The sequence below is a fragment of the Pararhodobacter zhoushanensis genome (assembly GCF_003990445.1).
Lineage (GTDB): Bacteria > Pseudomonadota > Alphaproteobacteria > Rhodobacterales > Rhodobacteraceae > Pararhodobacter > Pararhodobacter zhoushanensis.
In genome coordinates this window covers 278,255-304,250 of sequence record NZ_REEZ01000004.1, presented here as the reverse complement: position 1 = coordinate 304,250, position 25,996 = coordinate 278,255, and the positions used below count along the sequence as shown (strand labels likewise).

Genomic DNA, 25,996 nt, shown 5'->3' with positions numbered 1-25,996 from the left:
GAAAGGCGAGACGCACCGCGTCAAGCCCTGAGGGCGAAACCGCTCAGCGCCGCATCCGTTGCAGCAGTGCCAGCGACACATAGCCATCCGGCGGCAATCCGTTGGCCGATTGCCATTCCCGCACCGCCGCCAGCGTGCCCTGTCCGACGCGCCCGTCAATCGTCCCGTCGTAATGCCCCGACCGCGCCAGCACCCGTTGCAGCTCTTCGCGCTCGGCAAGGCTCAGCGGGCGGTCGTCGCGCGGCCAGTCGCCGACAAAGCCGGTGCCGCCGCGCATCCGGTCGGCCAGATGGCCGATCGCGATCGCATAGGCATCGGCGTTGTTATAGCGCTTGATGACGCGGAAGTTCTGGAAGGCCAGAATGGCCGGCCCGCGTGACCCCGCCGGGAACAGCAGCGTCGCTTCCCCCGACCGCGGCAGCGTCGCCCCGCGCACCGGCTCGATCCCCAGCGAGCGCCACTCGCCCGCATCGCGCGAGGTATTGGCCAGACGCGGGTTGAAATTGCGCGGGATCTGCACTTCGACGCCCCAGGGCTGACCGCGTTGCCAGCCGTGGCTTGCCAGATAGGCGGCGGTCGAGGCAAGCGAATCCGTCGGGTCATCCGACCAGATGTCGCGCACGCCGTCGCCCCGGAAATCGACCGCATAGGCCAGATAGCTGGTCGGGATGAACTGGGTATGCCCCATCGCCCCGGCCCAGCTGCCGACCATATGGCTGGCGTCGACATCGCCCGACTGGATGATGCGCAGCGCGCCGATCAGCTGTTGTTCATAGAAATCTGCCCGGCGCGAGCCCATCGCCAGCGCCGACAGCGCCGGGATGATCCGCGTCGAGCCGCGCAGCGCACCATAAGCGCTTTCCATGCCCCAGACGGCGACGATCACCTCGCGTTCGACGCCATAGCGTGCTTCGATCTCGTCGAGCACGCGGCGGTGGTCGCGCAGCGCCGCCTGACCGTTGCGGATGCGGCTCTCGGACACGGCGCTGTCCAGATAGGCCCAGATCGGGCGGCTGAATTCGGGCTGGCTGGTTTCGTGGCGCAGCGTACTGGTGTCCGGGCGCACCCCGGCGAAGGCCGTGTCGAACACGCGCGCCGAGATCCCCTCACGCAGCGCGCGGGTGCGAAAACCGCGCAGCCAAGTGCCAAACTCGCCGCTTGCCGCGACCGGGGCTGGTGCCGAGGCCAGCGTGCGCGGCCGTGCTGCCGGGCGGCGGCTACTGTCGGGAGCCAAGGCCTGCACCGCCGGATCATTGGCGCGCGCCTGCACCAATTGCGGAACGACAGGCGCGGCAATCACCGACGGCCGCGCCACGGGGCGCGGAGACCGCTCAACGGCAGCGGCGGTTTGGGCGGTCAGGGACAACGCGGCACTCAGCCAGAATAGTCCGGCACGGATCTGCATTCAGGGCCTGCTCTGTTCGTTTCTTTTGCACAAAGAGTAGCGCAAACTCGCCTTAAACGAAAGCGAGCCGTGTTCAGGTAAGCGGAACCACGCAATCGCAGATGCGCATCGTTACCTTGGTGCCGATGGTGTGCTGCTGGCCGGGGCCGGAAATCACGATCAGGCAGCTCTCGCCTTCCTGCACCCAATAGATCTGGTCGTGCCCGCGGAACTCGCGCCCGACGATCGTCGCTTTGCCCGCAGGGTCGGCGTCGAGCATGATTTGCTCGGGCCGCACCGCCAGCGTTACCGCGCCATTCGCCGCCCGGCTCATCGGCAGATTGCCAAAGGCGGTCTGCACGTTCATGCCGTTCGCCGTGCCGGTCAGGAAGTTCGACCGGCCGATGAAATTGGCAACAAATTCGCTGACCGGGTTGCGATAGATCTCATCCGGTGTGCCCACCTGCACCACCCGGCCCCGGTCCATCACCGCGATCCGGTCGGCCAGCGCCAGCGCCTCTTCCTGATCATGCGTGACCAGAATCCCCGCCGAGCCTGCCGCCTTCAGCAGCTTGCGCACCTCCTGCCGGGTCTCGACGCGCATCTTGGCATCGAGGTTCGAAAACGGCTCGTCCAGCAGGATCAGTTTGGGCGCCACGGCCAGCGCCCGGGCCAGTGCCACGCGTTGCTGTTGACCGCCCGACAGCTGATGCGGACGGCGCTTGCCCAGTTCGGACAGACCGACCAGCGACAGCATTTCCTCGGCCCGCGCCTGCGCTTGTGCGCGGGGCAGTTTGCGCAGACCGAATTTGACGTTGTCCAGCACGCTCAGATGCGGGAACAGCGCATAGTCCTGAAACACAAAGCCGATGCCGCGCGCTTCGGGCGGCAGTTGGGTGATGTCGTGGCCTTCAAAGGTCACGCTGCCCTCATCGGGATGCTCGAAGCCGCCGATCATGCGCAGCGTCGTGGTCTTGCCGCAGCCCGACGGACCCAGCAGCGCCATCAACTCGCCTTCACCGACGGCCAGCGAGACCCGCTCGACCGCAGCCGCGTCGGCATGGGCGAAGGTTTTGCGCAGACGGTCGACCTCGAGCAACGGACGCGACGGCCGCTGGCGATAGCCCAGCGGCGAGGCCTCGGCCGGCATGCGGAAACTCAGGGTCTTTGGCAGCTCAGTCATCGGTATCTCCGGCGGCATCTCCGGCCTCTCGGCCAATTCCAACCGTTGCGCTTGGTTATGAGCGCAGGCCTGCGATGTCAATTTGCTTTGGCGTCGCACGCATAGCGGCGTTATTTGACCAACCGGTCAGGGGTGGGGATTGCACGATGGCCGCCCCCCGCGCATACTTGGGCTGATTTTCGTTGTCGGAAACCCCCATGTCGCATGATCGCAATCCCGGACTGCCCCTGACGACCAACTGGTTTGACCGCGCTCAGGTCAACCGCCCCGCCGCCGAGCGTCGGGCAGCCACGCTGACCACCCGGCGCAGCGTGAAGAAAGAGCATCAGGCGGCATGGATGGTCAACGCCATCCGCTGCATGGACCTGACCACGCTGGCCGGGGATGACACCGAGGCACGCGTCGCCCGGCTCTGCGCCAAGGCCCGCCGCCCCCTCGCCGACAGCATCGCCGAGGGGCTGCGCTTGACCGAGATGCCCAAGACCGGCGCGGTCTGCGTCTATCCCACGATGGTTGGCGCGGCCAAACGCGCGCTGTCCAACAGCGGCATCCCCGTGGCCTCCGTCGCCACCGGCTTTCCCGCTGGGCTGATGCCGCTGGACCTGCGGCTGGCCGAGATCCGCTATGCCGTCGATCAGGGTGCCGACGAGATCGACATCGTCATCACCCGCGCGCATGTGTTTCAGGGCAACTGGACGGCGCTTTACGATGAGATCGCCACCATGCGCGAAGCCTGCGGCGACGCGCATATGAAAGCGATCCTTGCCACCGGCGATCTGGTCACGCTGAGCAACGTCTACGCCGCTTCGATGGTGGCGATGCAAGCGGGGGCCGATTTCATCAAGACCTCCACCGGCAAGGAAGGCGTCAACGCGACGCTGCCGGTCAGCCTGACCATGGTGCGTGCGCTGCGCGATTATGGCGAGCGAACCGGCGTCAAGATCGGCTTCAAGCCCGCTGGCGGGATGAAGACCGGCAAGGACGCGATCAGCTGGCAGATCCTGATGAAGGAAGAGCTGGGCCGCGAGTGGCTTGAGCCTGACCTGTTCCGCTTTGGTGCCTCGTCGATGCTGGGCGATATCGAGCGTCAGCTCGAACACCATGTCACCGGGCGCTACGCCGCCTCGCACCGTCACGCCATCGCCTGAGGCCATCATGCCCACTGTACCCGAGGCTCTCGCACTCATGGATTACGGCCCCGCGCCCGAATCGCCCGCCATCGCTCTGGACTGGTTGAAGGACCGGGCGTTTGGCCATTTCATCAACGGCGCGTTCACCAAGCCGGGTCAGACGTTTGCCGTCACCAACCCCGCCACGGGCGCTGAGCTGGCGCAGGTGACACAAGGCACCGACGATGATGTCGCCGAGGCCGTGAATGCCGCCCGCGCTGCGGCCAAGGGCTGGGCCAAGCTGACCGGCGGGCAGCGTGCGCGGTATCTCTATGCGCTGGCGCGGCTGATGCAGAAACGCGAGCGGCTGTTTGCGGTGCTGGAGACGCTCGACAACGGCAAACCGATCCGCGAATCGCGCGACATCGACGTGCCGCTGGCGGTGCGCCACTTCTATCACCACGCGGGCTGGGCTGAACTGCTGGCCGATGAGTTCCCGGGCATGCGCCCGCATGGCGTTTGCGGGCAGATCATCCCGTGGAACTTTCCGCTTCTCATGCTGGCGTGGAAAGTCGCGCCCGCGCTGGCGGCGGGCAACACGGTCGTGCTGAAACCCGCCGAGTTCACGCCGCTGACAGCACTGTTGTTCGCTGAGTTGTGTGTCGAGGCCGGTCTGCCCAAGGGCGTCGTCAACATCGTCACCGGCGACGGGCGCACCGGCGCGGCGCTGGTCGCGGCTGAGGTGGACAAGATCGCCTTTACCGGTTCGACCGACGTTGGCCGCCTGATCCGCCGCGAGACGGCGGGCAGCGGCAAGGCGCTGACGCTTGAGCTGGGCGGGAAATCCCCGTTCATCGTCTTTGCCGAGGCCGATCTGGATGCCGCCGTCGAAGGCGTGGTCGATGCGATCTGGTTCAATCAGGGCGAGGTCTGCTGCGCCGGATCGCGCATTCTGGTGCAGGAGCAGGTCGCCGAGCGTTTCACTGCCCGCCTGAAGCTGCGCATGGCCAAGCTGCGGCTGGGCGATCCATTGGACAAATCCACCGACATTGGCGCGGTGGTGCATCCGACCCAGCTGGAGCGCATCCGCGGCATCGTGGACAAGGCCATCGCGCAGGGAGCGATCCTGCACCAAGCGCCGATGCCCGAGGGGCCGGGCTCGTTCTGCCCGCCCGGTTTGCTCACTGATCTGGGTGCTGCGAACATCGCGCATACCGAAGAAATCTTTGGACCCATCGTCACGCTGATGACCTTCCGCACCCCTGGTGAGGCCGTCGAGCTGGCCAACAACACCCGCTACGGCCTCGCCGCGAGCATCTGGAGCGAGAACATCACCACCGCGCTGGACATTGCCGGGCAGGTCAAGGCCGGTGTGGTGTGGATCAACGGCACCAACATGTTCGACGCCAATGCTCCCTTCGGCGGCATGCGCGAATCGGGGTTCGGGCGTGAGGGCGCGCGCGAGGGGATGCTGGCCTACCTGACCGGCGACGAGGCCAGCGGCAAGGAACGCAAAGCGCCCGAGGCACTGTCACCCCTGCCCGGTTCGGCCAGCGGCGACACCGTTGACCGCACGCGCAAGCTCTACATCGGTGGCGCGCAGAAGCGGCCCGATGGCGGCTATTCCTATGCCGTGCCCGGCGCGCAGGTGCCGCTCGGCAGTCGCAAGGACATCCGCAACGCGGTTGAGGCCGCGCACAAGGCGTCTGGCTGGAGCAAGGTCACAGGCCATAACCGCGCCCAAGTGCTGTATTTTCTGGCCGAGAACATCGCGGCGCGGGGCAAAGATCTTGGCCCCAAAGATGAGGTCGCGCTGGCGGTTGAGCGGGCGTTCTACTGGGCGGCCTGGGCGGATAAATACGACGGGCGGGTGCATTCGACGGCCTCGGCCAACATCACGCTGGCGCTGAAGGAACCCTTTGGCGTGATGGGGGTGATCTGCCCCGAGGAAGCGCCGCTGCTTGGTTTTGTCAGCACCGTCATGCCCGCCATCGCGATGGGCAACCGCGTGGTGGCCGTGCCCTCGCAATCCAACCCGATCCCGGCGCTGGACCTGTATCAGGTGTTCGACACCTCGGACCTGCCCGGCGGCGTGGTCAACATCGTCACCGGCCCACGCGGTGAGCTGACCGACACGCTGGCCAAACACGACGACGTGGCCGCGCTGTGGGTCTTTGCCGAGGCAGAAACCTGCACGCTGGCCGAAACCCTGTCCGCCGGGAACCTCAAACCCGTCTGGACCGAGCAGCGCCAGCGCGACTGGACTGGCCCGGCCGGTCAATCGCGCAGCTTCCTGCGCCGGGCGGTTCAGGTGAAAACGGTCTGGGTGCCTTACGGAGCGTGACATTCGCGCTCTCCACCTTTTTGCGCCGAGCGGTGTCGTTGGCATTGCTCGGCGGCCTGAGTACAGGGGGTGCTTTGGCCGATACGGTTGAAATTCCCGGTCCGCTCGGCCCCTTGCAGGGCGAAGCCTTGGCGGTCGAAGGCGCGCAGCACGCGCTGGTGATCATCCCCGGCTCGGGGCCGACCAACCGCGACGGAAGCACGCCATCGGCGGGCCTGCAATCGAACGCGTACCGGCTTCTGGCCGAAGGGCTGGCTGAGGCGGGCATCGCTTCGATTCGCATCGACAAGCGGGGGCTATTTGGCAGCGAAGGGGCGATTGCCGACCCGAATGATGTCACCGTGCGGGCCTATGCCGATGATGCCACCGCTTGGGTTGATCGGGCGCGTGACCTGGCGCCCTGTGTCTGGCTGGCCGGGCATTCCGAGGGCGGGCTGGTCGCCTTGGTTGCGGCGCAAGAGCCACCCGAAGGGCTTTGCGGGCTGATCCTGCTTGCCACGCCGGGCCGACCCGTGGGTCGCCTGATGATCGAACAGATCAGCCGCAACCCCGGTGCGGCACCCTATCTTGATGAGCTGACCGGAATCATTTCGGACATCGAGGCCGGGACACCCCGCCCGACCGCCCAAATCTCGACGCCGCTGCAACCGCTCTTTTTCGAGGGGGTGCGTGATTACATGATGGATCTGTTTTCGTGGAATCCGGCACAACTGGCCGAGAGCTGGCCCGGTCCGGTCCTGATCGTGCAGGGAGGTGCGGATAGTCAGGTCCGTGCAGAGGACGCGCAGGCGCTGGCCCAAGCCATGCCCCAAGCCGATCAACTGGACCTGCCCCGCGCCACGCATATGCTCAAACCCGATCAGCCCGGCGACCCGCTGGCAACCTACCGCGACGCTGACATCCCGCTGGACCCGGCTCTGGTGCCGGGAATTGCCGCGTTTCTGGCCCGTCACGACCCTTAATGGTCCCGAAACGGCAACGCAAAAGGGCCGGGGATTTCTCCCCGGCCCTTTGCATAACTGGCGGTCAGATCAGAGCGAGCGCTCGACCGTTTCGCGCTCGAAGATCTCGATGACATCCTTGACGCGGATATCCTCGTAATTTTCAAAGGCCATACCGCATTCCTGACCCGAGATGACTTCTTTCACCTCGTCCTTGAAGCGTTTCAGCGTCTTCAGCGTGCCTTCGTGGATCACCACGTTGTCGCGCAGCAGGCGGACGCCAGCCGAACGGCGGGCAACACCTTCGGTGACCAGACAGCCGGCAACCGTACCGACGTTGGACACTTTGAAGACTTCGCGGATTTCCGCATAGCCGATGAAATTCTCGCGAATCTCGTCTTTGAGCAGGCCCGAGGCCGCCGATTTGATGTCGTCGATCAGATCGTAGATGATCGAGTAGTATCGGATCTCGACACCTTTTTGCGACGCCGAGTTGCGGGCGGTGGCATTGGCACGGACGTTGAAGCCGATGATCGGCGCGCCGCTGGCTTCTGCCAGACCCACGTCCGAATCGGTGATCGCGCCGACGCCATAGTGCAACACGCGCACGCGGACCTCTTCGTTGCCGACCTTCTCCAGCGCCTGAACGATCGCCTCGGCAGAACCCTGCACGTCGGCCTTCACCAGAACCGGCAGCTCGGACACGCTCAGATCGGCTTTGGCTTTCGCCATCAGCTGTTCCAGCGTCGTTGCAGCACCGGCGGCAGCGCGTTTGTCCTTGGCGGCTTGTTCGCGATAGTCCGCGATCTCGCGGGCCTGCGCTTCGGTTTCGACGACGTTCAGAACGTCGCCGGCACCGGGCGTGCCGTTGAGGCCAAGCACCTCGACCGGAACCGAAGGACCGGCTTCGTCAACACGCTGGCCCTGATCGTTGATCAGCGCACGAACCTTGCCCCACTGCTCGCCGACGACGAAGATGTCGCCTTTGCGCAGGGTGCCGTGCTGCACCAGAACCGTCGCGACCGGGCCACGGCCCACGTCGAGTTTGGCTTCGATAACAGCGGCTTGCGCCGAACGGCCCGGGTTGGCGGTCAGTTCGAGGATCTCGGCTTGCAGCGCGATGGCTTCAAGCAGGGTATCCAGACCTTTGCCGGTCTTGGCCGAAACTTCGACGGCCTGAACGTCGCCGCCCATTTCCTCGACCACAACTTCGTGCTGCAACAGCTCGGTGCGGACGCGGTTGGCATCGGCGCCGTGCTTGTCGCTCTTGTTGATCGCAACGATCATCGGCACCTTGGCGGCGCGCGCGTGGTTGATGGCCTCGATCGTCTGCGGCATGACCGAATCATCGGCTGCAACCACCAGAACAACGATATCCGTCACGTTCGCACCGCGCGCCCGCATCGAGGTAAACGCAGCGTGGCCCGGCGTGTCGAGGAAGGTCAGAACCGCCCCGGCATCCGTGGTCACCTGATACGCCCCGATATGCTGGGTGATGCCACCGGCTTCACCCGACACGACGTTCGCCTTGCGGATCGCGTCGAGCAGCGAGGTTTTGCCGTGGTCAACGTGGCCCATGATCGTGATGATCGGCGGACGGGTCACGAGGTCTTCGGACTTGTCCTGAACCGTGTCGATGACCTGTTCCACGTCGGCATCCGACACGCGGACGGCTTTGTGACCGAATTCCTCGATCACCAGCTCGGCGGTATCAGCGTCGATGGGCTCGTTCATGGCGACCATCATGCCCATTTTCATGAGCGACTTGACCACATCGGCCGCACGCTCGGCCATACGGTTGGCCAGCTCTTGCACGATGATGGTTTCCGGCAGCTGCACGTCGCGCACCTGCTTTTCAGCCTTCTGGCCGTAACCCAGCGCCTTGGCGCGGGCTTTTTCCTGCTTGCGCTTCATCGCGGCCATCGAGCGCTGACGCCCGCCTTCACCGCCGCTGAGCGCAGCATTCAGCGTCAACTTGCCAGCGCGACGACCACCGTCATCACGGGCTTTGCCGCCTTTTTCCTTGGCTTCGCGCTCGCGATCCACCTTGCGGGGGGTCGGCGTGCCGCCACCGGGACGGGCAGGGCCACCACGGTCGGCTTGCGGTGCGGAACGCTGGTCCTGCGCAGGCGCAGCAGCTTGCTGCGACGGGGCCGGAGCGGCCTTTGCAGCGGCAGCATCGGCAGCCGCTTGGGCAGCCTCAGCGACCTTGCGGGCCTCTTCGTCTTCCTTGGCCTTGCGCGCGGCTTCGCGTTCGCGCTCTTCGCGCTCTTTTTCTTCGATCTCGGCGCGGCGGCGCTCGCGATCTTCCTCGCGCTGGCGCTCATCCGCCAGACGCTGTGCGGCCTCTTCGACCTCACGCGATTTGGCAGCGCGCACAGCGGCCAGACGGCGCTCAAGCTCGGCTTCGGAGATCCCGGCCGGACGGCGGGATGTGCCCCCGGTCGCGGAGGCCTTGGCGAGGGCAACATCGGAGGTCGAGGAGCCCGTGCCACCAGGCTTGGGCACCACAACGCGCTTGCGTTTGGTCTCCACCACAACCGCCTTGGTCCGGCCGTGGCTGAAGCTTTGCTTCACCTGGCCGGGGGTCGAACCGCCACGCAGCCCAAGGGGTTTTTTGCCGTCAGTATCGCTCATGCGTCTCGTCAATCCTCTCCGATGGCATCGGACCATCGTTCTGCCCGCGTATGCACGCGAGTTTCGCCGCTTCCTCTACTACACGTGCAGACAGACCACCAGCGGCAAGCGCGGCATGTATCACATGTTCCCGGCCGAAAGCCAAACCGATTTCCCCAGCGCTCAAACAGGTCACATGCCTGTTCTTTCCCGCCGGGGGTCGCAGCTTTGCTTTCCCCCGTTCCGAGCCATCGGCGGCCTGCACGAGCACCGCCGCTTCACCCGACATCAGCCAGTCGCGGGTCTTTTCATATCCCGCCACTGCCTGCCCTGCCTTGCGCGCCAGAGCGATCAGTTCGATCACCCGGCGGGTCAGCAGGTCGTGGACCATATCGTCCAGACCGTCAGACACCGTTACCGGCATCTTGGCAGCCCGTGCGAACAGGCGGCGCTTGACCGCCTGTCCAAGGACTGCCCTGTCAGCCGCGACATAAATGCCCCGGCCCGGCAGCTTCCCCTCGATATCGGGCACCACCTGTGACTCTGGACCGATCACGAAGCGGATCAACCCGCCTTTGGGTTGCACCTCTCCGGTGACGATACAGCGTCGTTCGGGCCCGTCCTGGTCCTTATCGCGACCGCCCCGCGTCATGGGCAGGTCTCCTTATGCGTCTTCCTCGCCCTCGACCGCGTCTTCGTCTGACTCGGTTTCAAGATCCGCCGGATCAACCCATCCCAGAAGGACACGCGCCGTCATGATCAGGGTCTGGGCTTCTTCGAGGCTCATCTCGAAAGGTTCGAGAATGCCGTTATCCTTGATGCGCTGCCCGTTATCGGTGGTCCAGCCACCGGCCAGCTCCCAATCCGCGCAGGTGGCGAAATCGTCCAGCGTCTTGATGCCGTCCTTCGCCAGTGCTTCGAGCATTTGGGGTGTCAGGCCGTCAAAGTCAATGAGGCTGTCTTCGGCACCCATGCTGCGCGCCGCATCCAGAGCCGCCTGATTGGCCGCTTCGATCTTGTCGCGGGCCCGTGCCTGAAGCTCGCCAGCCGTGTCTTCGTCGAAGCCGTCAATCGACACCAGTTCGTCGATTTCGACATAGGCGACTTCTTCCAGCGTGGTGAAGCCTTCGGCCACCAGAAGCTGCGCCATCATTTCGTCGACGTCCAGCGAGTCCATGAACAGCTTGGTGCGCTCGGCGAATTCCGCCTGACGGCGGGCTGATTCGTCCGATTCAGTCATGATGTCGATGTCGAGGCCGGTCAGCTGGCTGGCCAGACGCACGTTCTGACCGCGACGGCCGATGGCCAGCGACAGCTGCTCGTCGGGAACCACGACTTCGATACGGCTGGCGTCTTCGTCGATGACGACCTTGGACACTTCAGCCGGTTGCAGCGCGTTGACCAGGAAGGTCGCCTGATCCTCGTTCCACGGAATGATGTCGATCTTTTCGCCCTGCAGCTCGTTCACCACGGCCTGCACGCGCGAACCGCGCATACCGACGCAAGCGCCGACCGGGTCGATCGAGTTGTCATAGCTGATCACGGCGATCTTGGCGCGCGAACCGGGGTCACGGGCTACGGCCTTGATCTCGATGATGCCGTCATAGATTTCGGGCACTTCCATCTTGAACAGCGCGGCCATGAAGTCCGGCGCGGTGCGCGACAGGAAGACCTGCGGCCCACGGGCCTCACGGCGCACATCCTTGATGAAGCAGCGGATACGGTCGTTCGGGCGATAGCTTTCGCGGCCGATCTTCTCGTTGCGGCGCAGGATGCCCTCACCACGGCCGATGTCGACGATGATGTTGCCATACTCTTCGCGCTTGACGGTGCCGTTGATGATGGTCCCGGCGCGATCCTTGAATTCGTCGTACTGACGGTCACGCTCGGCTTCGCGGACCTTCTGCAAGATCACCTGTTTGGCCGATTGCGCGGCGATGCGGCCCAGCTCAACCGGGGGCACCTCTTCCTTGACCTCATCGCCGATCTGCGGATCGGCGAGATAGGCTTTCGCGTCTTTCAGCGTCAGTTCCGAGTGGTGATTCTCGAACGCTTCATCCTCGACCACCGTGCGGACACGGGTGAACTGCGCGCGGCCGGTCTTGCGGTCGATGTGGACGCGGATGTCCATGTCGGCACCGTACCGCGACTTGGCGGCGCGGGCGAGGCTGTCTTCCATCGCCTGCACGACCAGTTCGGGGTCGATCAGTTTTTCACGCGCGACCGCTTCGGCGGTTTGCAGCAGTTCAAGCTGGTTGGCACTGGTAATCGCCATGGATCACTCCTCCTCGGAAGCGCTGTCGGTTTCGATGGTGTCGAAGTCGGATTCAATGATCGCGCCGCTGCTCTTGCGGGCACGCAGGGTTTCTTCGATCAGCTCGTCGGTCAGAACCAGCTTGGCATCAGACAGCCAGTCGAATTGCAACCCGATGGTGACCGGCGTGCCCTGATCTTCGATCTCGAGCAGCACCTCGGTGCCCTCGGTCCCTTGCAGCGTGCCTTTGAAGCGGCGGCGGCCGTCGATCAGCTCGTTGGTTTCGATCCGGGCTTCATAGCCTTCCCAGGTATCGAAATCCTTGAGACGGGTCAGCGGGCGGTCGATGCCGGGGCTCGACACTTCCAGCACATAGGGATCCTCAAGCGGATCATCGACGTCCAGAACAGCCGAGACCATGGTGGTCACTTCGCCCAGCTCGTCGATCTCGATCCCGCCATCGGGCCGGTCGGCCATGATCTGCAGCGTGCGGGTCTTGCCCGACATCAGCCGCAGGCGCACCAGTTCAAACCCGGCGGCCTCGACCGCGGGTTTGACGATCTCGGCCAGCCGCTGGTCGATCGCCGTACGCGCAACCAGATCGCCAACCGATCCCGTGCTGTCGTCTTGTTCGCTCATCGCGACGCTCCAGAAATAAAAAAACGGGCCAAGCGGCCCGCGAAATTTCTCGGTGGGCTGTGAGTTTGGACCTCACAGCGCCGCTGTTGAACGGGGATATACGCCGACATCCCCTCAACTTCAAGAGATATGTCGCGGCGCGGCATTTCCCCCGCTGGTTTCCGCCGTTAGGGTCGCGCAGTCATGACCCTGTCCCGCCGCCATTTCCTTGCCCTCGGTGCCGCCGCGCTGCTGCCCGCCCGCGCGGCGCGCGCCGTCACCAACCGCCCTGATTCGCTCTACCACTGGAACAGCGGCGGGCCGTTTTTCGGCGGGTTTTCCGGTATCGAGCTGAGCAGCGACCGCCGCCGCGCCCTGCTGCTCAGCGACCGGGGGTTCATTGTCCGCGTCCGGCTGCTGCGCGATGACGCGGGCGTGATCACCGGTGTCGAAAAGATCGAACACTTTGTGCTGAACGGCACGGCGGGCAGCGCCCTGCGTGGCCACCGCGCCGACTCCGAAGGGCTGGACCAGCGCCCGGACGGCACCCTGCATATCTCGTTCGAAGGCTCGCCCAGCCGCATCCTGCAGTACCGCGATGAAACGGGACCGGCCGAGGCCTTGCCCCGCGCGAACAGCTGGCAACGCCTGCCGACGAATGAGGGGCTTGAAGGGATAGCAGTGGATCAGTCCGGCGCGGTGTTCACCGTGCCCGAAGCGCCGCTCGACGGAACCTTCCCGCTCTACCGTCTGACCAATCAGTGGGAGATCGTCGGCTTTTTGCCCGACCGCGACGACTTCCGCCCCGTAGGTCTGGATTTTGGCCCCGACGGCAATCTGTACCTGCTGGAACGCAAGTTCCGTCTGGCTTTTTTCGCCAGTCGCATCAGCCGCTTGCGACCCGGTGCCTGGGGTCAGCCCGAAACGCTGGTGGAGACCTCGATGGGCGCGCTCGACAATCACGAAGGGATCAGCATCACGCAGGATGCCAGCGGGCAGCTTTGGGCAACGACTGTCTCCGACGACAACCAGAACATGCTGCAACGGACCGAAATTGCCGAATACCGCCTGCCCTAATCGCGCAGCAGGCCGGCCGATTTCAACCCGTCCATGACCGAGACCAGTTCGCTGGTGATGCCCGGCTCGGACAGCGCATGCCCGGCCATCGGCACCATGCGCAAGGTGCTGCCGGTCCATTTGCGGTGCAGGCCCCAGGCGGTGACCGGCGGGCAGATCATGTCCAGCTGACCTTGCACGATGGTGCCACGCACCCCGCTCATCCGCCACAGATCCGCCAGCAGCTGGCCGTCGCGCTCAAAGAAACAGGCGTTGGTAAAGTAGTGGTTCTCCAGCCGGGCGAAGGCGCGGGCATAGTCGACCGGCGTCTCGAAAAAGCCGCGCGTCTCGACCGTGGCCAAAGCGTTTTCCCAATCCGACCAAAGCCGGGCAAAGCGCGATTCCTGCGCGAAGACGCCGGAAAACAGGCGCTTGTGATACGCACCGATCAGATTGTCGCGCTCGTCCACGGGAATGGCATCGACGAATCGCGACCACAGTTCAGGGTAAAACCGCCCGGCACCACCGCCATAAAACCAGTCCAGTTCGGCCTGCGTCCCGGTGAACACGCCGCGCAACACCAGCCACGCAGCGCGCGAGGGATGCGCCTGCGCATAGGCCAGCGCCAGCGTGGCACCCCAACTGCCGCCGAAAACGATCCACCGGCCAATGCCCAGCGCCTGACGGATCACCTCGATATCGGCGATCAGATGCTGCGTCGTATTGGCCTCGACACTGGCATGCGGGCGCGAGCGCCCGCAGCCGCGCTGGTCGAACAACACGATGCGATAGTGCTCAGGGTCGAAAAACCGCCGCATCATCGGGCTTGAACCGCCACCGGGGCCGCCATGCAAGACCACCACAGGAACGCCTGCCGGATTGCCGGATTCCTCGATATAGACGCTGTGCCCCTGCCCCACGTCCAGAACCCGCCGCTCATAGGGTTCGATCGGCGGGTAGAGAAACGCGGCTGCGCTCTTTTGCTCGTGGGACTTGTCCATCATCCGGTCTATATCTTGCCCTCGATCCCCATTCCACGGGATGCGAGGACAAAAGACAAGCCGGAGCGCAGAATGACAAGCACCATCGACCCTGCCGAAGTCGCGAAATTCGAGGCCATGGCCGCCGATTGGTGGGACCCGCAGGGCAAATTCAAGCCGCTGCATCAGCTCAACCCGTGCCGGCTGGACTATATCACAACGCAAATCGCCGCCGAATTCGACCGCGACCTGCGCGCACCGAAACCGTTCGAGGGGCTGCGGCTGCTGGATATCGGCTGCGGTGGCGGGCTGCTGTCGGAACCGATGGCGCGGCTTGGGGCTGACGTGATCGGCGCAGATGCCGCCCCACGCAACATCCCGGTGGCGCAGGTGCATGCCGAGCAATCGGGGCTGACGATCGACTACCGCCACACGACGGCCGAAGCGCTGGCCGAGGCGGGCGAGCGCTTCGACGTGGTGCTGAACATGGAAGTGGTCGAGCATGTGTCCGACCCGCTGGCCTATCTGACGGCGTGCCACGACCTGCTGAAAACCGGCGGGCTGATGATCTGCTCAACCCTGAACCGCAATCCGAAAAGCTATGCAATGGCGATCTTCGGCGCCGAAGTCGTGATGCGCTGGCTGCCGCGCGGGACGCATGACTGGTCCAAGTTCATCACGCCGGACGAGCTCTATGCGCTGATCCGTCAAGCGGGCCTCGACCCGGTCGACCGCAAGGGCATGGTGTTCAACCCCGTCCTGTGGCGTTGGTCGCTGTCGGAGCGCGACCTGAGCGTCAACTACGTGACGGCCTCGGTGCGCAAGGACTGAGTTGCCCGCAAAGACCGACGAACGGCTCCCGCCCGTCGCGGCAGGATCACAGATCCTGCCCCTCCCGTTGGGCCAGGCGCGCCGCTTGCGCGGCGCGCGTCAGGGGGCCTTCTGCCCCCTCTTCGGCCAAAGCCGAATTCACCCCCGAGGATATTTAAAGACAGAAAATGAACGACGCCCGCTCCCGCATCATTTTCTGTCCCTAAATATCCACGGGGGATCCCAAAGGGGGCGCGTGCGCCCCCTTTGGCGGGGTGTGGGGCTGGCCCCACGCGGCGCGAGCCCCCTCGATGGGGGCGAGCGCCGCAGCCGCCTGACGTCTCCCATGAAGAACTCAGATCAAATCTTCAGGAATGGCTGCAAAAGCCGGGGGATCAGCCCGTTGAAGCGCAGGGGCGCGTCGGTCACGGCAAGACAAATACAGGGTTCGCCCAGCGCCGCGACCGGGGTATGTTCGAGATCCTCATCCGCGATTTCGACGTCACCGGGACCGAAGTGATCGGTCGCATCTTCAAAGGCGCCCGACAGAACGAGCGTCAATTCGGTCCCGGTATGCCCGTGGTCGGGAACCGCGGTTCCGGCGGGGATGTAGAGCAGCCGGGCGCTTGCCCCTTTTGCCGTTGGCAGGATCGCCTGGCGCACGCCGCCGCCCACCGGACGCCAGCGCACGGCATCAGCATCGCCGCCGACATAGTCGCGCAGCGGCGCGGGGAAGACGCCCTCGACCGGCTCCCGCGCTTCGCGTTCGGGCGATGCGCCGCCCAGCAGCGCCAGCGTTGCGGCAAAGCTGGAATCACTCATCGCCGCGCCGTCACAGCTGTCGAGCACTGCGCCGCCGACGGCGTCCTGCGCCTCAAGCCGGGCGCGGCATTCGTCGCACAGCGACACATGCGTGGCGACCAGCAGGCTGAAGGCCTCGGGCAGCGAACCGGTCGAGTAGCCGGTCAACAGGGAATCAGAGAGGTGATGACGGATCATCGGAGATATCCTCAGGTCATGGTCTGGCGCAGCTTTTCCAGCGCCAGGCGGATACGGGACTTGATCGTGCCCAAAGGCAGGCCGGTAAGTCTGGCGATCTCGCCGTGGCTGAGATCGCCAAAATAAGCGCGTTCGATCAAGGCGCGTTGGTTATCGGGCAGCGCGGCAAGGGCCGCGCTCAGGCGTTCGGTGTCTTGTTGCAGGACCATCGCGTCCAGCTGGTCGGGCTCGGGTTCCGGGCCCCAGGGCAGATCCTGCGGTTCGGGCCGGCGGTCACGGCGCAGGATGTCGATCCGCCGGTTGCGCGCGATGGTGAAGATCCAGGTCGCGACCGACGCGCGCGTCGGGTCGAACTGCCCGGCCTTGCGCCAGACGGTTGCCATCACGTCCTGCGCGCAATCCTCGGCCAGCGACGGCGTCGCGCCTGACTTGATCAGGAACGCCTTCACCCGCGGCGCGAACCGCGCGAACAGTGACGCAAAAGCCTGCTGATCGGCATCGCGCGCCACGGCCAGCATCCATGTTACCGCTTTGGCATTGTCGTCATCCGCCGTCACGTCATGCCGCCCTTTGTCCTCATGCCGTTCAGCCCGCCCCATCAGGGCGGCTATCGGCAGAGGTAGTGTCCCCGGAATGGCGAGTTCTTGCAACATGGACCGGATACGCAGGCTGGCGGCAAGCGGATCAAACGATCCGAAACTTTTTGTCATCCAACCCCGTTCCCGCAGCGTAACCGTTGAAACCTGCAGGAGATCCCGATGCCGTTCGAGTCTATCCCCGTTGCCCCCAAGCGCATCGCCATTATCGGCGCCGGGATCTCTGGCATGGCCGCCGCATGGCTGCTGGCCCCCGGTCACCGTGTCACGCTGATCGAAGCCGCGCCGCGTCTGGGTGGCCATGCGCGCACCGTGATGGCGGGCAAGCGGGGCGATCAGCCGGTGGATACCGGGTTCATCGTGTTCAACCACGCCAACTACCCCAACCTGACCGCGATGTTCGAGGCGCTGCAGGTGCCGTCCGCCCCCGCCTCGATGGGCTTTGGCGCATCCTTCGACAAAGGGGCCTGCGAATACGCGCTCGATACGCTGGATACGATCTTCGCCTCGCGCCGCAACATCGCCGATCCGCGCTTTCTGCGCATGCTGCGCGACATTCTGCGCTTCAACGCCAAGGCCGAAACCGCCGCCACCGACCCCGACATGAGCATCGGCGCGCTCATGGATACGCTGGGCATGGGTCAGTGGTTTCGCGAGCGCTATATCCAGCCCTTCTCGGGCGCGATCTGGTCCACGCCCAAGGACAAGATCATGGATTTCCCCGCCCGTGCCATGGTCGATTTCTTCCGCAACCACGCGCTGCTGTCGGCCAATGGCCAACACCAATGGTACACCGTCAAGGGTGGGTCGATCGAATACGTCACCCGGCTTGAGCGCGATCTGCGCGCGCGCGGCGTCGATATCCGCACCAGTGCCCCCACCGCCGCCGTACGCCGCACCGCCAACGGGGCCGAGGTTCGCCTTGAGGGTGGCACGTGGGAAGCTTTTGACGAGGTGATCTTCGCCACGCATTCCGACACCACGCTGGCGCTCTTGTCCGATGCCACGCAAACCGAACGCGTCGCGCTGGCCGCCATCGGCTATCAGGACAATCATGCGGTGCTGCACCGGGACGCCTCGATCATGCCGAAACGGCGCAAGGTCTGGTCGGCCTGGACTTATACCGAACACTCGCCTCAGGACCGTGAGCGCATCAGCCTGTCCTACTGGATGAACGCCCTGCAGCCGATCCCGGCCGATGATGAAATGTTCGTCACCCTCAACTCCAACCGCCCGATCCGCGACGAGCTGATCTACGACAGCCACACCTTCCGCCATCCGGTCTATGATCGCGCTGCCTTTGCCGCGCAGGATGTGCTGCGGGTGCTCAATGGCCATCACAATACGTGGTTCTGCGGCGCATGGATGAAGAACGGTTTCCACGAGGACGGCTTTGCCAGCGCCGTCGACGTTGTGACCAAGCTGGGTGCAACCCGCGAAAGGGCCGCCGCGTGACAGCTGTCGAGCATATCGCCGGGCGAACCTTTCACGGGCGCAGCGACACGCTGACCAACCGCTTCAGCTATGGCGTCGATTACCTGTTGCTCGACGCGGAAAAACCGCAGCCCGCGCCGTGGCTCTTTGCGCGCAACCGTGCCGGGCTCTTGTCCCTGCACGACAGCGACCACGGCGGCGCGCCGACCAAAGGGCGTGGAGCCGTCTGGGTGCGCGAAGTTCTGGCGGCGGCGGGTGCGCCCTCGCCTGAACGGATCGAGCTGCTGGCCCAGCCGCGCGTGCTGGGGCATGTGTTCAACCCGGTCAGTTTCTGGCTGTGTTACGACGCGCAAAACGCGCTGATCTGCGTGATTGCCGAAGTGAGCAACACCTTCGGCGACCGCCATTCCTATCTGTGCCACCGCGACGGCTTCGCACCGATCCGCGCCGAAGACACGCTGCTGGCGCACAAGATCTTCCACGTCTCGCCCTTCCAGCCGGTCGAGGGCGACTACCAGTTCCGCTTTGACATCCGCCCCGACGCCATCGCCATCCGCATCGCCTATGGCCATGCCAAGGGCGGCCTGATCGCCACGCTGACCGGTCCGCGCAAACCGGCGACAGCGCATGGTCTGATCGCGGCGATGCTGCGCCGCCCCTTGGGGTCGCGACGGGTGCTGGCCCTGATCCACTGGCAGGCGCTCAAGCTGTGGTGGAAAGGCGCGGTTTATCGGCCTCGCCCACAGCCGCCGTCCCACGACGTTTCGCGATAGGAGATCGCAATGCTCGATGTGTTAACCATCCTCGCCCTGTTGGGAGTGCTCTGGTATCTGGTCAGCCGCTTCGTCGGCTTCACCGCCCAGCGCCCTGAGGACTACGCAGGACAGCAGCCGCAGATCGACATCCGTCGCCACCTGAGCGGTCCGATCCTGTGCGAAGGCGTGATCTATGGGCCCACGGGCCGCGTCACCTCGCGCTTTGTGGCGGATATGCACGGGCGCTGGACCGGAAACCGCGGCGTGCTGGAAGAACAGTTTCGCTATGCCAGCGGACAGGTCCAGAACCGTCGCTGGACGCTGGCGATGGGCAATGACGGCACGGTCGTGGCCGATGCCGACGATATCGTCGAGCCGGGTCACGGGCGGCAAGAGGGTGCCGGGCTGCAGCTGAAGTACCGCATCCGTCTGCCGGAACACGCCGGGGGCTGGGTGCTGGATGTAACCGACTGGATGTATCTGATGGACAACGGTACGATCATCAACCGCAGCCAGTTCCGCAAATTCGGCATCAAGGTCGCCGAACTGGTCGCTACCCTGCGGCCGGCACTGACATGAGCCTGCAAGGTCAGACATGGTGGCTGGTCGGCGCGTCCGAAGGTCTGGGGCGCGCTCTGGCCGAAGCGATGTCGATCGAGGGCGCAACGCTGATCCTCTCCGCGCGCAACAGCGAACGGCTTGTGGATCTGGCAGAAACATTGCCCGACGCACGGGCGCTGGCGGTGGATGTGACCGACGATGCCTCGGTCACAGGGGCTGCGGCTGAGGTCGGCACCGTGGACGGCGTTATTTTCCTCGCCGGAACCTACTGGCCGATGCGGGCGCAGGAATGGGACACGGGAAAAGCGCTGGCAATGATCAACGTGAACCTGCTCGGCGCGATGCGGCTGGTCGGCGCGGTGCTGCCCGGCATGCTGGCGCGCGACACCGGGCGGCTGGTGCTCACCGGCTCGCTGGCCGGGTTCAGGGGGCTGCCGGGAAGCATCGGCTATGGCGCATCCAAAGCGGGGCTGATGAACCTCGCGCAATCGTTGCAGGTGGACTTGCAGGCAACCGGTGTGCGGGTGCAATTGGTCAACCCGGGCTTTATCCGCACGCGGCTAACCGCCAAGAACGGTTTCGCGATGCCTTTCATCCAGAGCCCCGATAAGGCCGCCACAGAGGTCATGCGCGCCCTGCGCAGCGGGCGACCCATGACATCCTTCCCGATGGTCTTCTCGTGGCTGTTCCGGGCCGGGCGGCTTTTCCCGACAGCGCTGTGGAACCGGATTTTCGCCCGGCGCTGACCGGCCCCTTGCACGCGCCCGCCTTCGGCGCGATTGTCGGGAAAAAAGGAATGCCCATGACTCCCGAAATCAGCCTCAAGAAAGTCGTACACATCATCTTTCAGGCCCGCGAAACGGGCAGGACGGGCGAGCTGCACGCCTTTATCGATGCGATGAACGAAGACGAGAAGGCGAATCTGGTCGCCATCGCCTGGATCGGCCGCGGCGCGTTCGAGCCCGAGGAATACGATCAGGCGCTGGAAACCGCCTTTACCGAGGCGACGACGCCGACGGCGGATTACCTGATGGGGATGCCCCACCTGTCCGAGAATCTCGAATCAGGGCTGGAAGCGCTGGATATCGACGTGACGGATGTGGAAGAGGATTTCTTCGACCGCTAGGTGCCGCCCTGTTGCGCACGGGGACAGGGGGCGCTGCCCCCTACGCGCTGCGCGCTACCCCCGGGATATTTAAAGAGCAAAGAGTGGCGTTAATAAAAGGTTAAGGCCGCATCATCTGTCTGAAAATATCCTCGGGGGTGAATTTGGCGTCAGCCAAAGAGGGGGCTGAAGGCCCCCTCTCTTTTTGTCCTCAGCGCGCGTAAGGGTCGGTCAGCGCGGGCAGGATACGACCCGTGCAATCGCCAAAGCCGATGGAATACCCGTCGCCGTGGCAGGTGCCCTTCAGGGTCAGCGTGTCGCCATCCTCAAGGAAGCTGCGCGTCTCGCCGCCGTCCAGCGTGATCGGCTCCTTGCCGCTCCAGCTGAGTTCCAGCATCGAGCCGCGGCTGTCCTTGGTCGGGCCCGAAATGGTGCCCGAACCCAGCAGATCGCCCACCCGCATCGGGCAGCCCGAGGTCGTGTGATGCGCCAGTTGCTGTGCCGCCGAGTAATACATCTGCGTATAGTTGGTCCGCGCGATTTCCGTCGCGGTCCCGCCCTGAGGCGCGAGTTCGACGCGCAGGTCGATGTTGTAAAGCATCGGCCTCGGCTCTTCCAAATAGGCCAGAAGCGGCTTTTCACGCTCGGGGGTCGGGGCGCGGAAGGGCGCCAGCGCGGCCTTGGTGACGATCCACGGCGAGATGGTCGTCGCCGTTGCCTTGGCCTGGAACGGCCCCAGCGGCACATATTCCCACGCCTGGATATCGCGCGCCGACCAGTCGTTCAGCAGCACATAGCCAAAGATCATATCGTCAGCCTCGGCCACGGTGATCGGCCCGGTCGAGGGCTTGCCGACGATGGCGCCCATCTCCAGTTCCAGATCAAAGCGACGGCAGGGCTGGAAGGTGGGGGCTTCCTGCTCGGGACTTTTCAGCTGGCCCCAGGGCCGGCGCACACCGGTGCCCGAGACAACAACCGAGGATGCGCGGCCGTTATACCCGATCGGAATGTGCAACCAGTTGACGGGCAGCGCATTGTCGTTTCCGCGGAAGATGGTGCCGACGTTTTGCGCATGATTCCGACCGGCGTAGAAATCGGTAAATTCGGTCACCGAGAACGGCATGTGCATCGTCACGCCCGAGAGCGGGTGCAGATAAGGCTCGACCTGATCCTGCGTGTCTGCGCCCTGCGCCAGATGACCCATAAGCTGGCTGCGCAGCTTGTCCCAGATCACCGCTCCGGCGTCCATCAGCGGGTTCCAGGCGGCCGAGGCAAGCAGCGGCGTGTCAGCCAGCCGCAACAGCCCGGCTTTTTCCATTGCCGCGACGTCGAGCACCTTGTCGCCAATCGCCACGCCACAGCGCGGTTGCGTGCCAGAGGTCGAGAAGACGCCATACGGCAGGTTATTGAGCGGAAACGGGCAGCTGGGGTCGTTAGCGGTGTCGACCCAGGAACGGATGAGAGTCATTGTCAGTCCTGCGTTGGGAAGGTCAGCGTAGGGTGGGGTTGAACCCCACCCTACAGAGCCGCGCGCAGGGATGCACCCTGCAGGCGTCTTGGCTCCGGTCTATTTGATGCCGGGCGTGCCGTCGAATTTCTTCTCGAGCGAGGTCCAGCAGTCCAGATAGTCATCCTGCAGCGGCGCCTCTTTGGCAGCCCATTCGGTCAGGTGCTGCGGGAAGCGCGTCTCGAACATGAAGGACATGGTGTTGTCCAGCAGATGCGGCTTCAGATCCGCATTCGACGCGCCCTCGAACGCATCGCGGTCCGGCCCATGCGGCAGCATGCAGTTGTGCAGGCTCAACCCACCCGGCTGGAACCCGTGCGGCTTGGCGTCATACTGGCCATAGATGTTGCCCATCAGCTCGGACATGATGTTCTTGTGATACCACGGCGGGCGGAAGCTGTGCTCGGCCACCAGCCAGCGCTCGCGGAACAGCACGAAGTCGATATTCGCCGTGCCTTCCTGCCCCGAAGGCGCGGTCAGCACCGTAAAGATCGACGGATCGGGATGGTCGAACAGGATCGCGCCAACCGGGGAATAGGTGCGCAGGTCGTATTTGACCGGGCAGTAATTGCCGTGCCACGCCACCACGTCCAGCGGCGAATGGCCGATGAAGGTCTCATGGAACTGGCCGCACCATTTGATGACTACGCGGCTTTTCACCTCGCGATCCTCGAACGCCGCCACCGGCGTCTTGAAGTCGCGCGGGTTGGCCATGCAGTTCGCACCGATCGGCCCGCGTGAGGGCAGGTCGAATTTCTGGCCGTAGTTTTCGCAGACAAAGCCCCGGCAGGGACCGTCCAGCACCTCGACCCGGTAGACCAGACCGCGCGGCAGGATGGCGATCTCCTTGGGCTCAAGGTCGATCACCCCCATCTCGGTGCAGAACCGCAAACGACCCTCTTGTGGCACCACCAGCAACTCGCTGTCAGCCGAATAGAAATACTCGTCCTGCATCGAGGCGGTGACCAGATACACATGGCTCGCCATGCCGACCTGCGTGTTCACGTCGCCCGCCGTGGTGACGGTGCGCATCCCGGTGATCCAGGTATAGCTGTCGCCCGCGCCCGGCATCGGCACCGGATCCCAGCGGTACTGGCCCAGGCTGATCACATCGGGCATCACATGCGGCGCGGTTTTCCAGCCCGCGACCTCAATCTTGGTGAATCGCGACGTGTGCTTGACCGACGGCCGGATACGGTAACACCAGCTGCGCTCGTTCTGGCCACGCGGCGCGGTGAAAGCAGTGCCGGAAAGCTGCTCGGCATAGAGCCCGTAGTTGCATTTTTGCGGGCTGTTCTGGCCTTGCGGCAGGGCGTCGCGCAGGGCCTCGGTTTCGAAATCATTGCCGAAGCCGGGCATGTAGCCCTCATGCGCGCCGGTCACGCTGGGGGCGCGGATCATGCCTTTGGGCAGGCTGAGGTCGGTCATGGCCGTCTCCTGTTCGCGGATATGGATCATTTCTGATGTCCATTATTTCATTGCAGGTGCAACAATGCAAGCCCCGTGACAGGCGTCGATTGATTTCACCCCGGCTTTGTGGTCGGCTCAAAGGGACCGCCGGAGCGATTTATGACCGACACGCCTGACTTCGACCTGAATGATTTTCTGCCCTACCGGCTGAACGCCGCCGCCAGCCGCATCAGCCGCGCCTTTGCCGACCGCTACCGCGAGGAGTTCGGCATCTCGATCCCCGAATGGCGCGTGCTGGCGCATCTGCACCAGTCGGGCGATGTCTCGGTCCGCGATATCGAGGCGCGGGTGGATATGGAGAAATCCAAGGTCAGCCGGGCAGCGTCGCGGCTGGAAGCATCAGGCTATATCACCAAGGCGGTGAACACCGTGGACCGCCGCCTGCTGGTGCTGCGCCTGACGCCCGAAGGCAAGGCGCTGGTGGCGCGGGTGCTGCCGGTGGCCATGGCGTTTCAGGCCGAGATGCGCACGCGGCTTGGCCCGCTGGTCGAGGGGCTGGAGGCCGGGCTGAACGCCTTGCTCGACACCAAATCATGATCCGCGCGCTGACGCTGATCCTGTTGTGCCAGCTGGCAGGCGAGGCCGTGGCGCGGGCGCTGGGTCTGCCCGTGCCGGGGCCGGTGCTGGGCATGGCGCTTCTCTGGGCGCTGATGTCAGGCTCCGCGTCGTTGGCCGAGATCGTCCGTCCCGTGGGCGAGGGCATCCTGCGCCACCTGTCACTGCTCTTCGTCCCCGCAGGGGTGGGGGTGATCGGCCACCTCGACCGGCTGGGGAGTCAAGCCTTGGCGCTTGGTCTGGCGATCGTGGTGTCCACCGCGCTGGCCATCGCTGCCGGCGCGCTGGCCTTCACGCTGGTTGCCCGCCTGACAGGCAGCCGCGATGCATGATTTCGCCGAGATCTGGTCCTACCTGGCGCAAGGCCCACTGCTCTGGCTCACCCTGACGCTGGTCGCCTATGTCATCGCCGATCTTATTGCCGAACAGGCCGGACGAAAGCCGATCGCCAACCCGGTGCTGATCGCCGTGGTGCTGCTGGGGCTGATGCTCTGGGCCACCGGCACGCCCTATGCAGTGTATTTCGAGGGCGCGCAGTTCGTCCACTTCCTGCTCGGCCCGGCGACTGTGGCACTGGCCGTACCGATGCATGCGCAGGGCGCGAGGCTCAAGCGCGCCATTCTGCCGGTGCTGGCGGGGGTGTCGGTCGGCTCGGTGGTCGCCGTCACCTCAGCACTGGCCATCGCCAAGGCGATGGGGGTGGACATGGAAACCCTCGCGTCTCTGGCCCCCAAGAGCACCACCGCCCCCGTCGCCATCGGCATCGCACAAACGCTGGGCGGCTCGCCGACGCTGACAGCGGTGCTGGTCATCCTCACCGGCATCACCGGCGCGCTGATCGCGACACCGTTGCTGAACGCCCTGCGCCTGAAAGACTGGCGCGCCCGGGGGCTGGCGGTGGGCACGGCAGCGCATGGCATCGGCACGGCGCGCGCGTTTCAGGTCCACCCGACGGCAGGGGCCTTTGCCGGGATCGGCATGGGCCTGAACGCGATCCTGACCGCGCTGATCGCGCCCGCAGTCTTGCGGCTGTTCCTCTGAACGGCACCCGGGACGGGGGGCCAGCCCCCCGCCGCGCCCAAGGGCGCGACTCCCCCCGGGATATTTGAAGACAGAAAATGCGGCGTTCAGGTTTTGTTAACCATGCCCATTTTCTGTCTCTAAATATCCAAGGGGGTGAATGCGCGTCAGCGCAGAGGGGGGCAAGGCCCCCCTTTTCCTGACCGCGCCGCTATGGCACACCGCTGGGAACTGGAGCGCCCGCCATGCCCGACTATACCACCCTCGCCGCGACGATCCGTGCCCTGACCCATGGTGAGACCGATCCCGTCTCGCTCATGGCAACAGTTGCCTGCGAAGTCCATCATTCGGATGACCGCTTCAACTGGACCGGGTTCTACCGCGTCACCGCGCCCGAACTGCTCAAGATCGGACCGTATCAGGGCGGGCACGGCTGTCTGGTGATCCCCTTCGCCAAGGGCGTCTGCGGCGCCGCTGCGCGCTCGGGGCAAGTCCAGCTGGTGCCCGATGTCGACGCCTTCCCCGGGCATATCGCCTGCGCCTCGTCCACGCGGTCCGAGCTGGTGCTGCCGGTCTTTGACGGCAGCGGTGCGGTGATCGGCGTGTTCGACATCGACAGCGATCTGCCCGACGCCTTCACCCAGCAGGATGCCGACGCTTTGGCTGCCATCCTGACCGAAACCTTTGCAGGGGTCTGAT

Annotated in this window: 25 protein-coding genes; 14 read left to right on the top strand and 11 right to left on the bottom strand. The window is 64.9% G+C overall.

What is annotated here, in order from left to right; all coding sequences use genetic code 11:
* Positions 1 to 43: 43 nt before the first annotated feature.
* Together EAE28_RS12250 and EAE28_RS12245 are read right to left on the bottom strand one after the other, a co-directional pair.
* Positions 44 to 1,405 (bottom strand): lytic murein transglycosylase, encoded by a 1,362-nt coding sequence (locus tag EAE28_RS12250; RefSeq protein WP_127106592.1) that lies wholly within the window; start codon positions 1,403 to 1,405, stop codon positions 44 to 46.
* Positions 1,406 to 1,478: 73 nt separating this feature from the next.
* Entirely contained in the window at positions 1,479 to 2,567 is a 1,089-nt protein-coding gene (locus EAE28_RS12245; RefSeq protein WP_220443924.1) for an ABC transporter ATP-binding protein, read from the bottom strand.
* A 197-nt stretch (positions 2,568 to 2,764) separates the two neighbouring features.
* Between EAE28_RS12245 and deoC the strand changes: the two genes are divergently transcribed.
* The 3 genes from deoC (at position 2,765) to EAE28_RS12230 (ending at position 6,982) form a co-directional block, all read left to right on the top strand.
* On the top strand, positions 2,765 to 3,715 hold the full coding sequence (gene deoC, locus EAE28_RS12240; protein WP_127106590.1) for a deoxyribose-phosphate aldolase: 951 nt from the start codon (positions 2,765 to 2,767) through the stop codon (positions 3,713 to 3,715).
* 7 nt (positions 3,716 to 3,722) lie between these two features.
* Positions 3,723 to 6,020, top strand: a complete 2,298-nt coding sequence (locus EAE28_RS12235; protein ID WP_127106588.1) for an aldehyde dehydrogenase family protein — start codon at positions 3,723 to 3,725, stop codon at positions 6,018 to 6,020.
* 74 nt (positions 6,021 to 6,094) lie between these two features.
* Positions 6,095 to 6,982 (top strand): alpha/beta hydrolase, encoded by an 888-nt coding sequence (locus EAE28_RS12230; protein ID WP_246022339.1) that lies wholly within the window; start codon positions 6,095 to 6,097, stop codon positions 6,980 to 6,982.
* A gap of 69 nt (positions 6,983 to 7,051) precedes the next feature.
* Here the strand turns inward: EAE28_RS12230 and infB are convergent, their stop codons facing one another.
* From infB to rimP, 4 genes are read right to left on the bottom strand one after another with little or no spacing between them, the layout of a single operon-like run.
* The gene (gene infB, locus EAE28_RS12225; protein WP_127106586.1) at positions 7,052 to 9,598 is read right to left on the bottom strand and encodes a translation initiation factor IF-2; all 2,547 of its coding nucleotides are present in this window, start codon (positions 9,596 to 9,598) and stop codon (positions 7,052 to 7,054) included.
* Positions 9,585 to 10,229: an RNA-binding protein gene (locus EAE28_RS12220; RefSeq protein WP_127106584.1), complete on the bottom strand. Its 645-nt coding sequence runs from the start codon at positions 10,227 to 10,229 to the stop codon at positions 9,585 to 9,587. Before EAE28_RS12220 ends, infB begins: the two co-directional genes overlap by 14 nt.
* A 12-nt stretch (positions 10,230 to 10,241) precedes the next feature.
* A complete protein-coding gene (gene nusA, locus EAE28_RS12215; RefSeq protein WP_127106582.1) occupies positions 10,242 to 11,852 on the bottom strand; it encodes a transcription termination factor NusA in 1,611 nt (536 codons plus the stop codon).
* A 3-nt stretch (positions 11,853 to 11,855) separates the two neighbouring features.
* Positions 11,856 to 12,470: a ribosome maturation factor RimP gene (gene rimP, locus EAE28_RS12210; protein WP_127106580.1), complete on the bottom strand. Its 615-nt coding sequence runs from the start codon at positions 12,468 to 12,470 to the stop codon at positions 11,856 to 11,858.
* A gap of 183 nt (positions 12,471 to 12,653) precedes the next feature.
* Here rimP and EAE28_RS12205 point away from each other — a divergent pair, with 183 nt between their 5' ends.
* Positions 12,654 to 13,526 (top strand): esterase-like activity of phytase family protein, encoded by an 873-nt coding sequence (locus EAE28_RS12205; protein ID WP_127106578.1) that lies wholly within the window; start codon positions 12,654 to 12,656, stop codon positions 13,524 to 13,526.
* Here the strand turns inward: EAE28_RS12205 and pip are convergent.
* Positions 13,523 to 14,506: a prolyl aminopeptidase gene (gene pip, locus EAE28_RS12200; RefSeq protein ID WP_127106576.1), complete on the bottom strand. Its 984-nt coding sequence runs from the start codon at positions 14,504 to 14,506 to the stop codon at positions 13,523 to 13,525. The two genes, EAE28_RS12205 and pip, sit on opposite strands and share 4 nt — an antisense overlap.
* 72 nt (positions 14,507 to 14,578) lie before the next feature.
* Between pip and ubiG the strand changes: the two genes are divergently transcribed.
* Positions 14,579 to 15,316, top strand: a complete 738-nt coding sequence (gene ubiG / locus EAE28_RS12195) for a bifunctional 2-polyprenyl-6-hydroxyphenol methylase/3-demethylubiquinol 3-O-methyltransferase UbiG (RefSeq protein ID WP_127106574.1) — start codon at positions 14,579 to 14,581, stop codon at positions 15,314 to 15,316.
* Positions 15,317 to 15,655: 339 nt separating this feature from the next.
* On the opposite strand, the gene EAE28_RS12190 is transcribed toward ubiG, so the two are convergent.
* Together EAE28_RS12190 and EAE28_RS12185 are read right to left on the bottom strand one after the other, a co-directional pair.
* Positions 15,656 to 16,294: a ChrR family anti-sigma-E factor gene (locus tag EAE28_RS12190; RefSeq protein WP_127106572.1), complete on the bottom strand. Its 639-nt coding sequence runs from the start codon at positions 16,292 to 16,294 to the stop codon at positions 15,656 to 15,658.
* A gap of 11 nt (positions 16,295 to 16,305) precedes the next feature.
* Positions 16,306 to 16,812 (bottom strand): sigma-70 family RNA polymerase sigma factor, encoded by a 507-nt coding sequence (locus EAE28_RS12185; RefSeq protein WP_246022343.1) that lies wholly within the window; start codon positions 16,810 to 16,812, stop codon positions 16,306 to 16,308.
* Positions 16,813 to 17,052: 240 nt separating this feature from the next.
* Here EAE28_RS12185 and EAE28_RS12180 point away from each other — a divergent pair, with 240 nt between their 5' ends.
* Genes EAE28_RS12180 through EAE28_RS12160 form a run of 5 tightly spaced genes read left to right on the top strand, consistent with a single transcriptional unit; the run spans position 17,053 to position 20,766 of the window.
* Positions 17,053 to 18,345 carry an NAD(P)/FAD-dependent oxidoreductase gene (locus EAE28_RS12180; protein WP_127106570.1) on the top strand — a complete coding sequence of 431 codons (1,293 nt, stop codon included), beginning with the start codon at positions 17,053 to 17,055 and terminating at the stop codon, positions 18,343 to 18,345.
* Positions 18,342 to 19,097, top strand: coding sequence for a DUF1365 domain-containing protein (locus EAE28_RS12175; protein WP_246022338.1), 756 nt, complete (start codon positions 18,342 to 18,344; stop codon positions 19,095 to 19,097). Before EAE28_RS12180 ends, EAE28_RS12175 begins: the two co-directional genes overlap by 4 nt.
* Positions 19,098 to 19,106: 9 nt before the next feature.
* A complete protein-coding gene (locus EAE28_RS12170; RefSeq protein ID WP_127106566.1) occupies positions 19,107 to 19,658 on the top strand; it encodes a DUF3833 domain-containing protein in 552 nt (183 codons plus the stop codon).
* Complete coding sequence (locus EAE28_RS12165) at positions 19,655 to 20,386, top strand: SDR family NAD(P)-dependent oxidoreductase (RefSeq protein WP_127106564.1); 732 nt, start codon at positions 19,655 to 19,657, stop codon at positions 20,384 to 20,386. The genes EAE28_RS12170 and EAE28_RS12165 overlap by 4 nt, the downstream gene beginning before the upstream one ends.
* A 50-nt stretch (positions 20,387 to 20,436) precedes the next feature.
* Positions 20,437 to 20,766: a DUF3775 domain-containing protein gene (locus tag EAE28_RS12160; RefSeq protein ID WP_246022337.1), complete on the top strand. Its 330-nt coding sequence runs from the start codon at positions 20,437 to 20,439 to the stop codon at positions 20,764 to 20,766.
* A 190-nt stretch (positions 20,767 to 20,956) separates the two neighbouring features.
* Here the strand turns inward: EAE28_RS12160 and fahA are convergent, their stop codons facing one another.
* Both fahA and hmgA read right to left on the bottom strand, forming a co-directional pair.
* Positions 20,957 to 22,213: a fumarylacetoacetase gene (gene fahA / locus EAE28_RS12155; RefSeq protein ID WP_127106562.1), complete on the bottom strand. Its 1,257-nt coding sequence runs from the start codon at positions 22,211 to 22,213 to the stop codon at positions 20,957 to 20,959.
* A 99-nt stretch (positions 22,214 to 22,312) separates the two neighbouring features.
* Positions 22,313 to 23,680 carry a homogentisate 1,2-dioxygenase gene (gene hmgA / locus EAE28_RS12150; RefSeq protein ID WP_127106767.1) on the bottom strand — a complete coding sequence of 456 codons (1,368 nt, stop codon included), beginning with the start codon at positions 23,678 to 23,680 and terminating at the stop codon, positions 22,313 to 22,315.
* Positions 23,681 to 23,821: 141 nt separating this feature from the next.
* On the opposite strand from hmgA, the gene EAE28_RS12145 reads away from it, so the two are divergent.
* The 4 genes from EAE28_RS12145 to EAE28_RS12130 all read left to right on the top strand — a co-directional run bounded on the left by EAE28_RS12145 (position 23,822) and on the right by EAE28_RS12130 (position 25,995).
* Positions 23,822 to 24,259, top strand: coding sequence for a MarR family winged helix-turn-helix transcriptional regulator (locus tag EAE28_RS12145; protein ID WP_127106560.1), 438 nt, complete (start codon positions 23,822 to 23,824; stop codon positions 24,257 to 24,259).
* A complete protein-coding gene (locus EAE28_RS12140; protein WP_127106558.1) occupies positions 24,256 to 24,609 on the top strand; it encodes a CidA/LrgA family protein in 354 nt (117 codons plus the stop codon). The genes EAE28_RS12145 and EAE28_RS12140 overlap by 4 nt, the downstream gene beginning before the upstream one ends.
* A complete protein-coding gene (locus tag EAE28_RS12135; protein ID WP_127106556.1) occupies positions 24,602 to 25,318 on the top strand; it encodes an LrgB family protein in 717 nt (238 codons plus the stop codon). The genes EAE28_RS12140 and EAE28_RS12135 overlap by 8 nt, the downstream gene beginning before the upstream one ends.
* A gap of 224 nt (positions 25,319 to 25,542) precedes the next feature.
* Positions 25,543 to 25,995 carry a GAF domain-containing protein gene (locus EAE28_RS12130; protein ID WP_127106554.1) on the top strand — a complete coding sequence of 151 codons (453 nt, stop codon included), beginning with the start codon at positions 25,543 to 25,545 and terminating at the stop codon, positions 25,993 to 25,995.
* Position 25,996 lies beyond the last annotated feature (1 nt).

What these genes read in the sequence shown, in the direction of transcription:
- EAE28_RS12250 (WP_127106592.1), bottom strand. Translation starts at nt 1,405, where the DNA reads ATGCAGATCCGTGCCGGACTATTCTGGCTGAGTGCCGCGTTGTCCCTG.
- EAE28_RS12245 (WP_220443924.1), bottom strand. Translation starts at nt 2,567, where the DNA reads ATGACTGAGCTGCCAAAGACCCTGAGTTTCCGCATGCCGGCCGAGGCC.
- deoC (WP_127106590.1), top strand. Translation starts at nt 2,765, where the DNA reads ATGTCGCATGATCGCAATCCCGGACTGCCCCTGACGACCAACTGGTTT.
- EAE28_RS12235 (WP_127106588.1), top strand. Translation starts at nt 3,723, where the DNA reads ATGCCCACTGTACCCGAGGCTCTCGCACTCATGGATTACGGCCCCGCG.
- infB (WP_127106586.1), bottom strand. Translation starts at nt 9,598, where the DNA reads ATGAGCGATACTGACGGCAAAAAACCCCTTGGGCTGCGTGGCGGTTCG.
- EAE28_RS12220 (WP_127106584.1), bottom strand. Translation starts at nt 10,229, where the DNA reads ATGACGCGGGGCGGTCGCGATAAGGACCAGGACGGGCCCGAACGACGC.
- nusA (WP_127106582.1), bottom strand. Translation starts at nt 11,852, where the DNA reads ATGGCGATTACCAGTGCCAACCAGCTTGAACTGCTGCAAACCGCCGAA.
- rimP (WP_127106580.1), bottom strand. Translation starts at nt 12,470, where the DNA reads ATGAGCGAACAAGACGACAGCACGGGATCGGTTGGCGATCTGGTTGCG.
- EAE28_RS12205 (WP_127106578.1), top strand. Translation starts at nt 12,654, where the DNA reads ATGACCCTGTCCCGCCGCCATTTCCTTGCCCTCGGTGCCGCCGCGCTG.
- pip (WP_127106576.1), bottom strand. Translation starts at nt 14,506, where the DNA reads ATGGACAAGTCCCACGAGCAAAAGAGCGCAGCCGCGTTTCTCTACCCG.
- ubiG (WP_127106574.1), top strand. Translation starts at nt 14,579, where the DNA reads ATGACAAGCACCATCGACCCTGCCGAAGTCGCGAAATTCGAGGCCATG.
- EAE28_RS12190 (WP_127106572.1), bottom strand. Translation starts at nt 16,294, where the DNA reads ATGATCCGTCATCACCTCTCTGATTCCCTGTTGACCGGCTACTCGACC.
- EAE28_RS12185 (WP_246022343.1), bottom strand. Translation starts at nt 16,812, where the DNA reads ATGCTGGCCGTGGCGCGCGATGCCGATCAGCAGGCTTTTGCGTCACTG.
- EAE28_RS12180 (WP_127106570.1), top strand. Translation starts at nt 17,053, where the DNA reads ATGCCGTTCGAGTCTATCCCCGTTGCCCCCAAGCGCATCGCCATTATC.
- EAE28_RS12170 (WP_127106566.1), top strand. Translation starts at nt 19,107, where the DNA reads ATGCTCGATGTGTTAACCATCCTCGCCCTGTTGGGAGTGCTCTGGTAT.
- EAE28_RS12165 (WP_127106564.1), top strand. Translation starts at nt 19,655, where the DNA reads ATGAGCCTGCAAGGTCAGACATGGTGGCTGGTCGGCGCGTCCGAAGGT.
- EAE28_RS12160 (WP_246022337.1), top strand. Translation starts at nt 20,437, where the DNA reads ATGCCCATGACTCCCGAAATCAGCCTCAAGAAAGTCGTACACATCATC.
- fahA (WP_127106562.1), bottom strand. Translation starts at nt 22,213, where the DNA reads ATGACTCTCATCCGTTCCTGGGTCGACACCGCTAACGACCCCAGCTGC.
- hmgA (WP_127106767.1), bottom strand. Translation starts at nt 23,680, where the DNA reads ATGACCGACCTCAGCCTGCCCAAAGGCATGATCCGCGCCCCCAGCGTG.
- EAE28_RS12145 (WP_127106560.1), top strand. Translation starts at nt 23,822, where the DNA reads ATGACCGACACGCCTGACTTCGACCTGAATGATTTTCTGCCCTACCGG.
- EAE28_RS12140 (WP_127106558.1), top strand. Translation starts at nt 24,256, where the DNA reads ATGATCCGCGCGCTGACGCTGATCCTGTTGTGCCAGCTGGCAGGCGAG.
- EAE28_RS12135 (WP_127106556.1), top strand. Translation starts at nt 24,602, where the DNA reads ATGCATGATTTCGCCGAGATCTGGTCCTACCTGGCGCAAGGCCCACTG.
- EAE28_RS12130 (WP_127106554.1), top strand. Translation starts at nt 25,543, where the DNA reads ATGCCCGACTATACCACCCTCGCCGCGACGATCCGTGCCCTGACCCAT.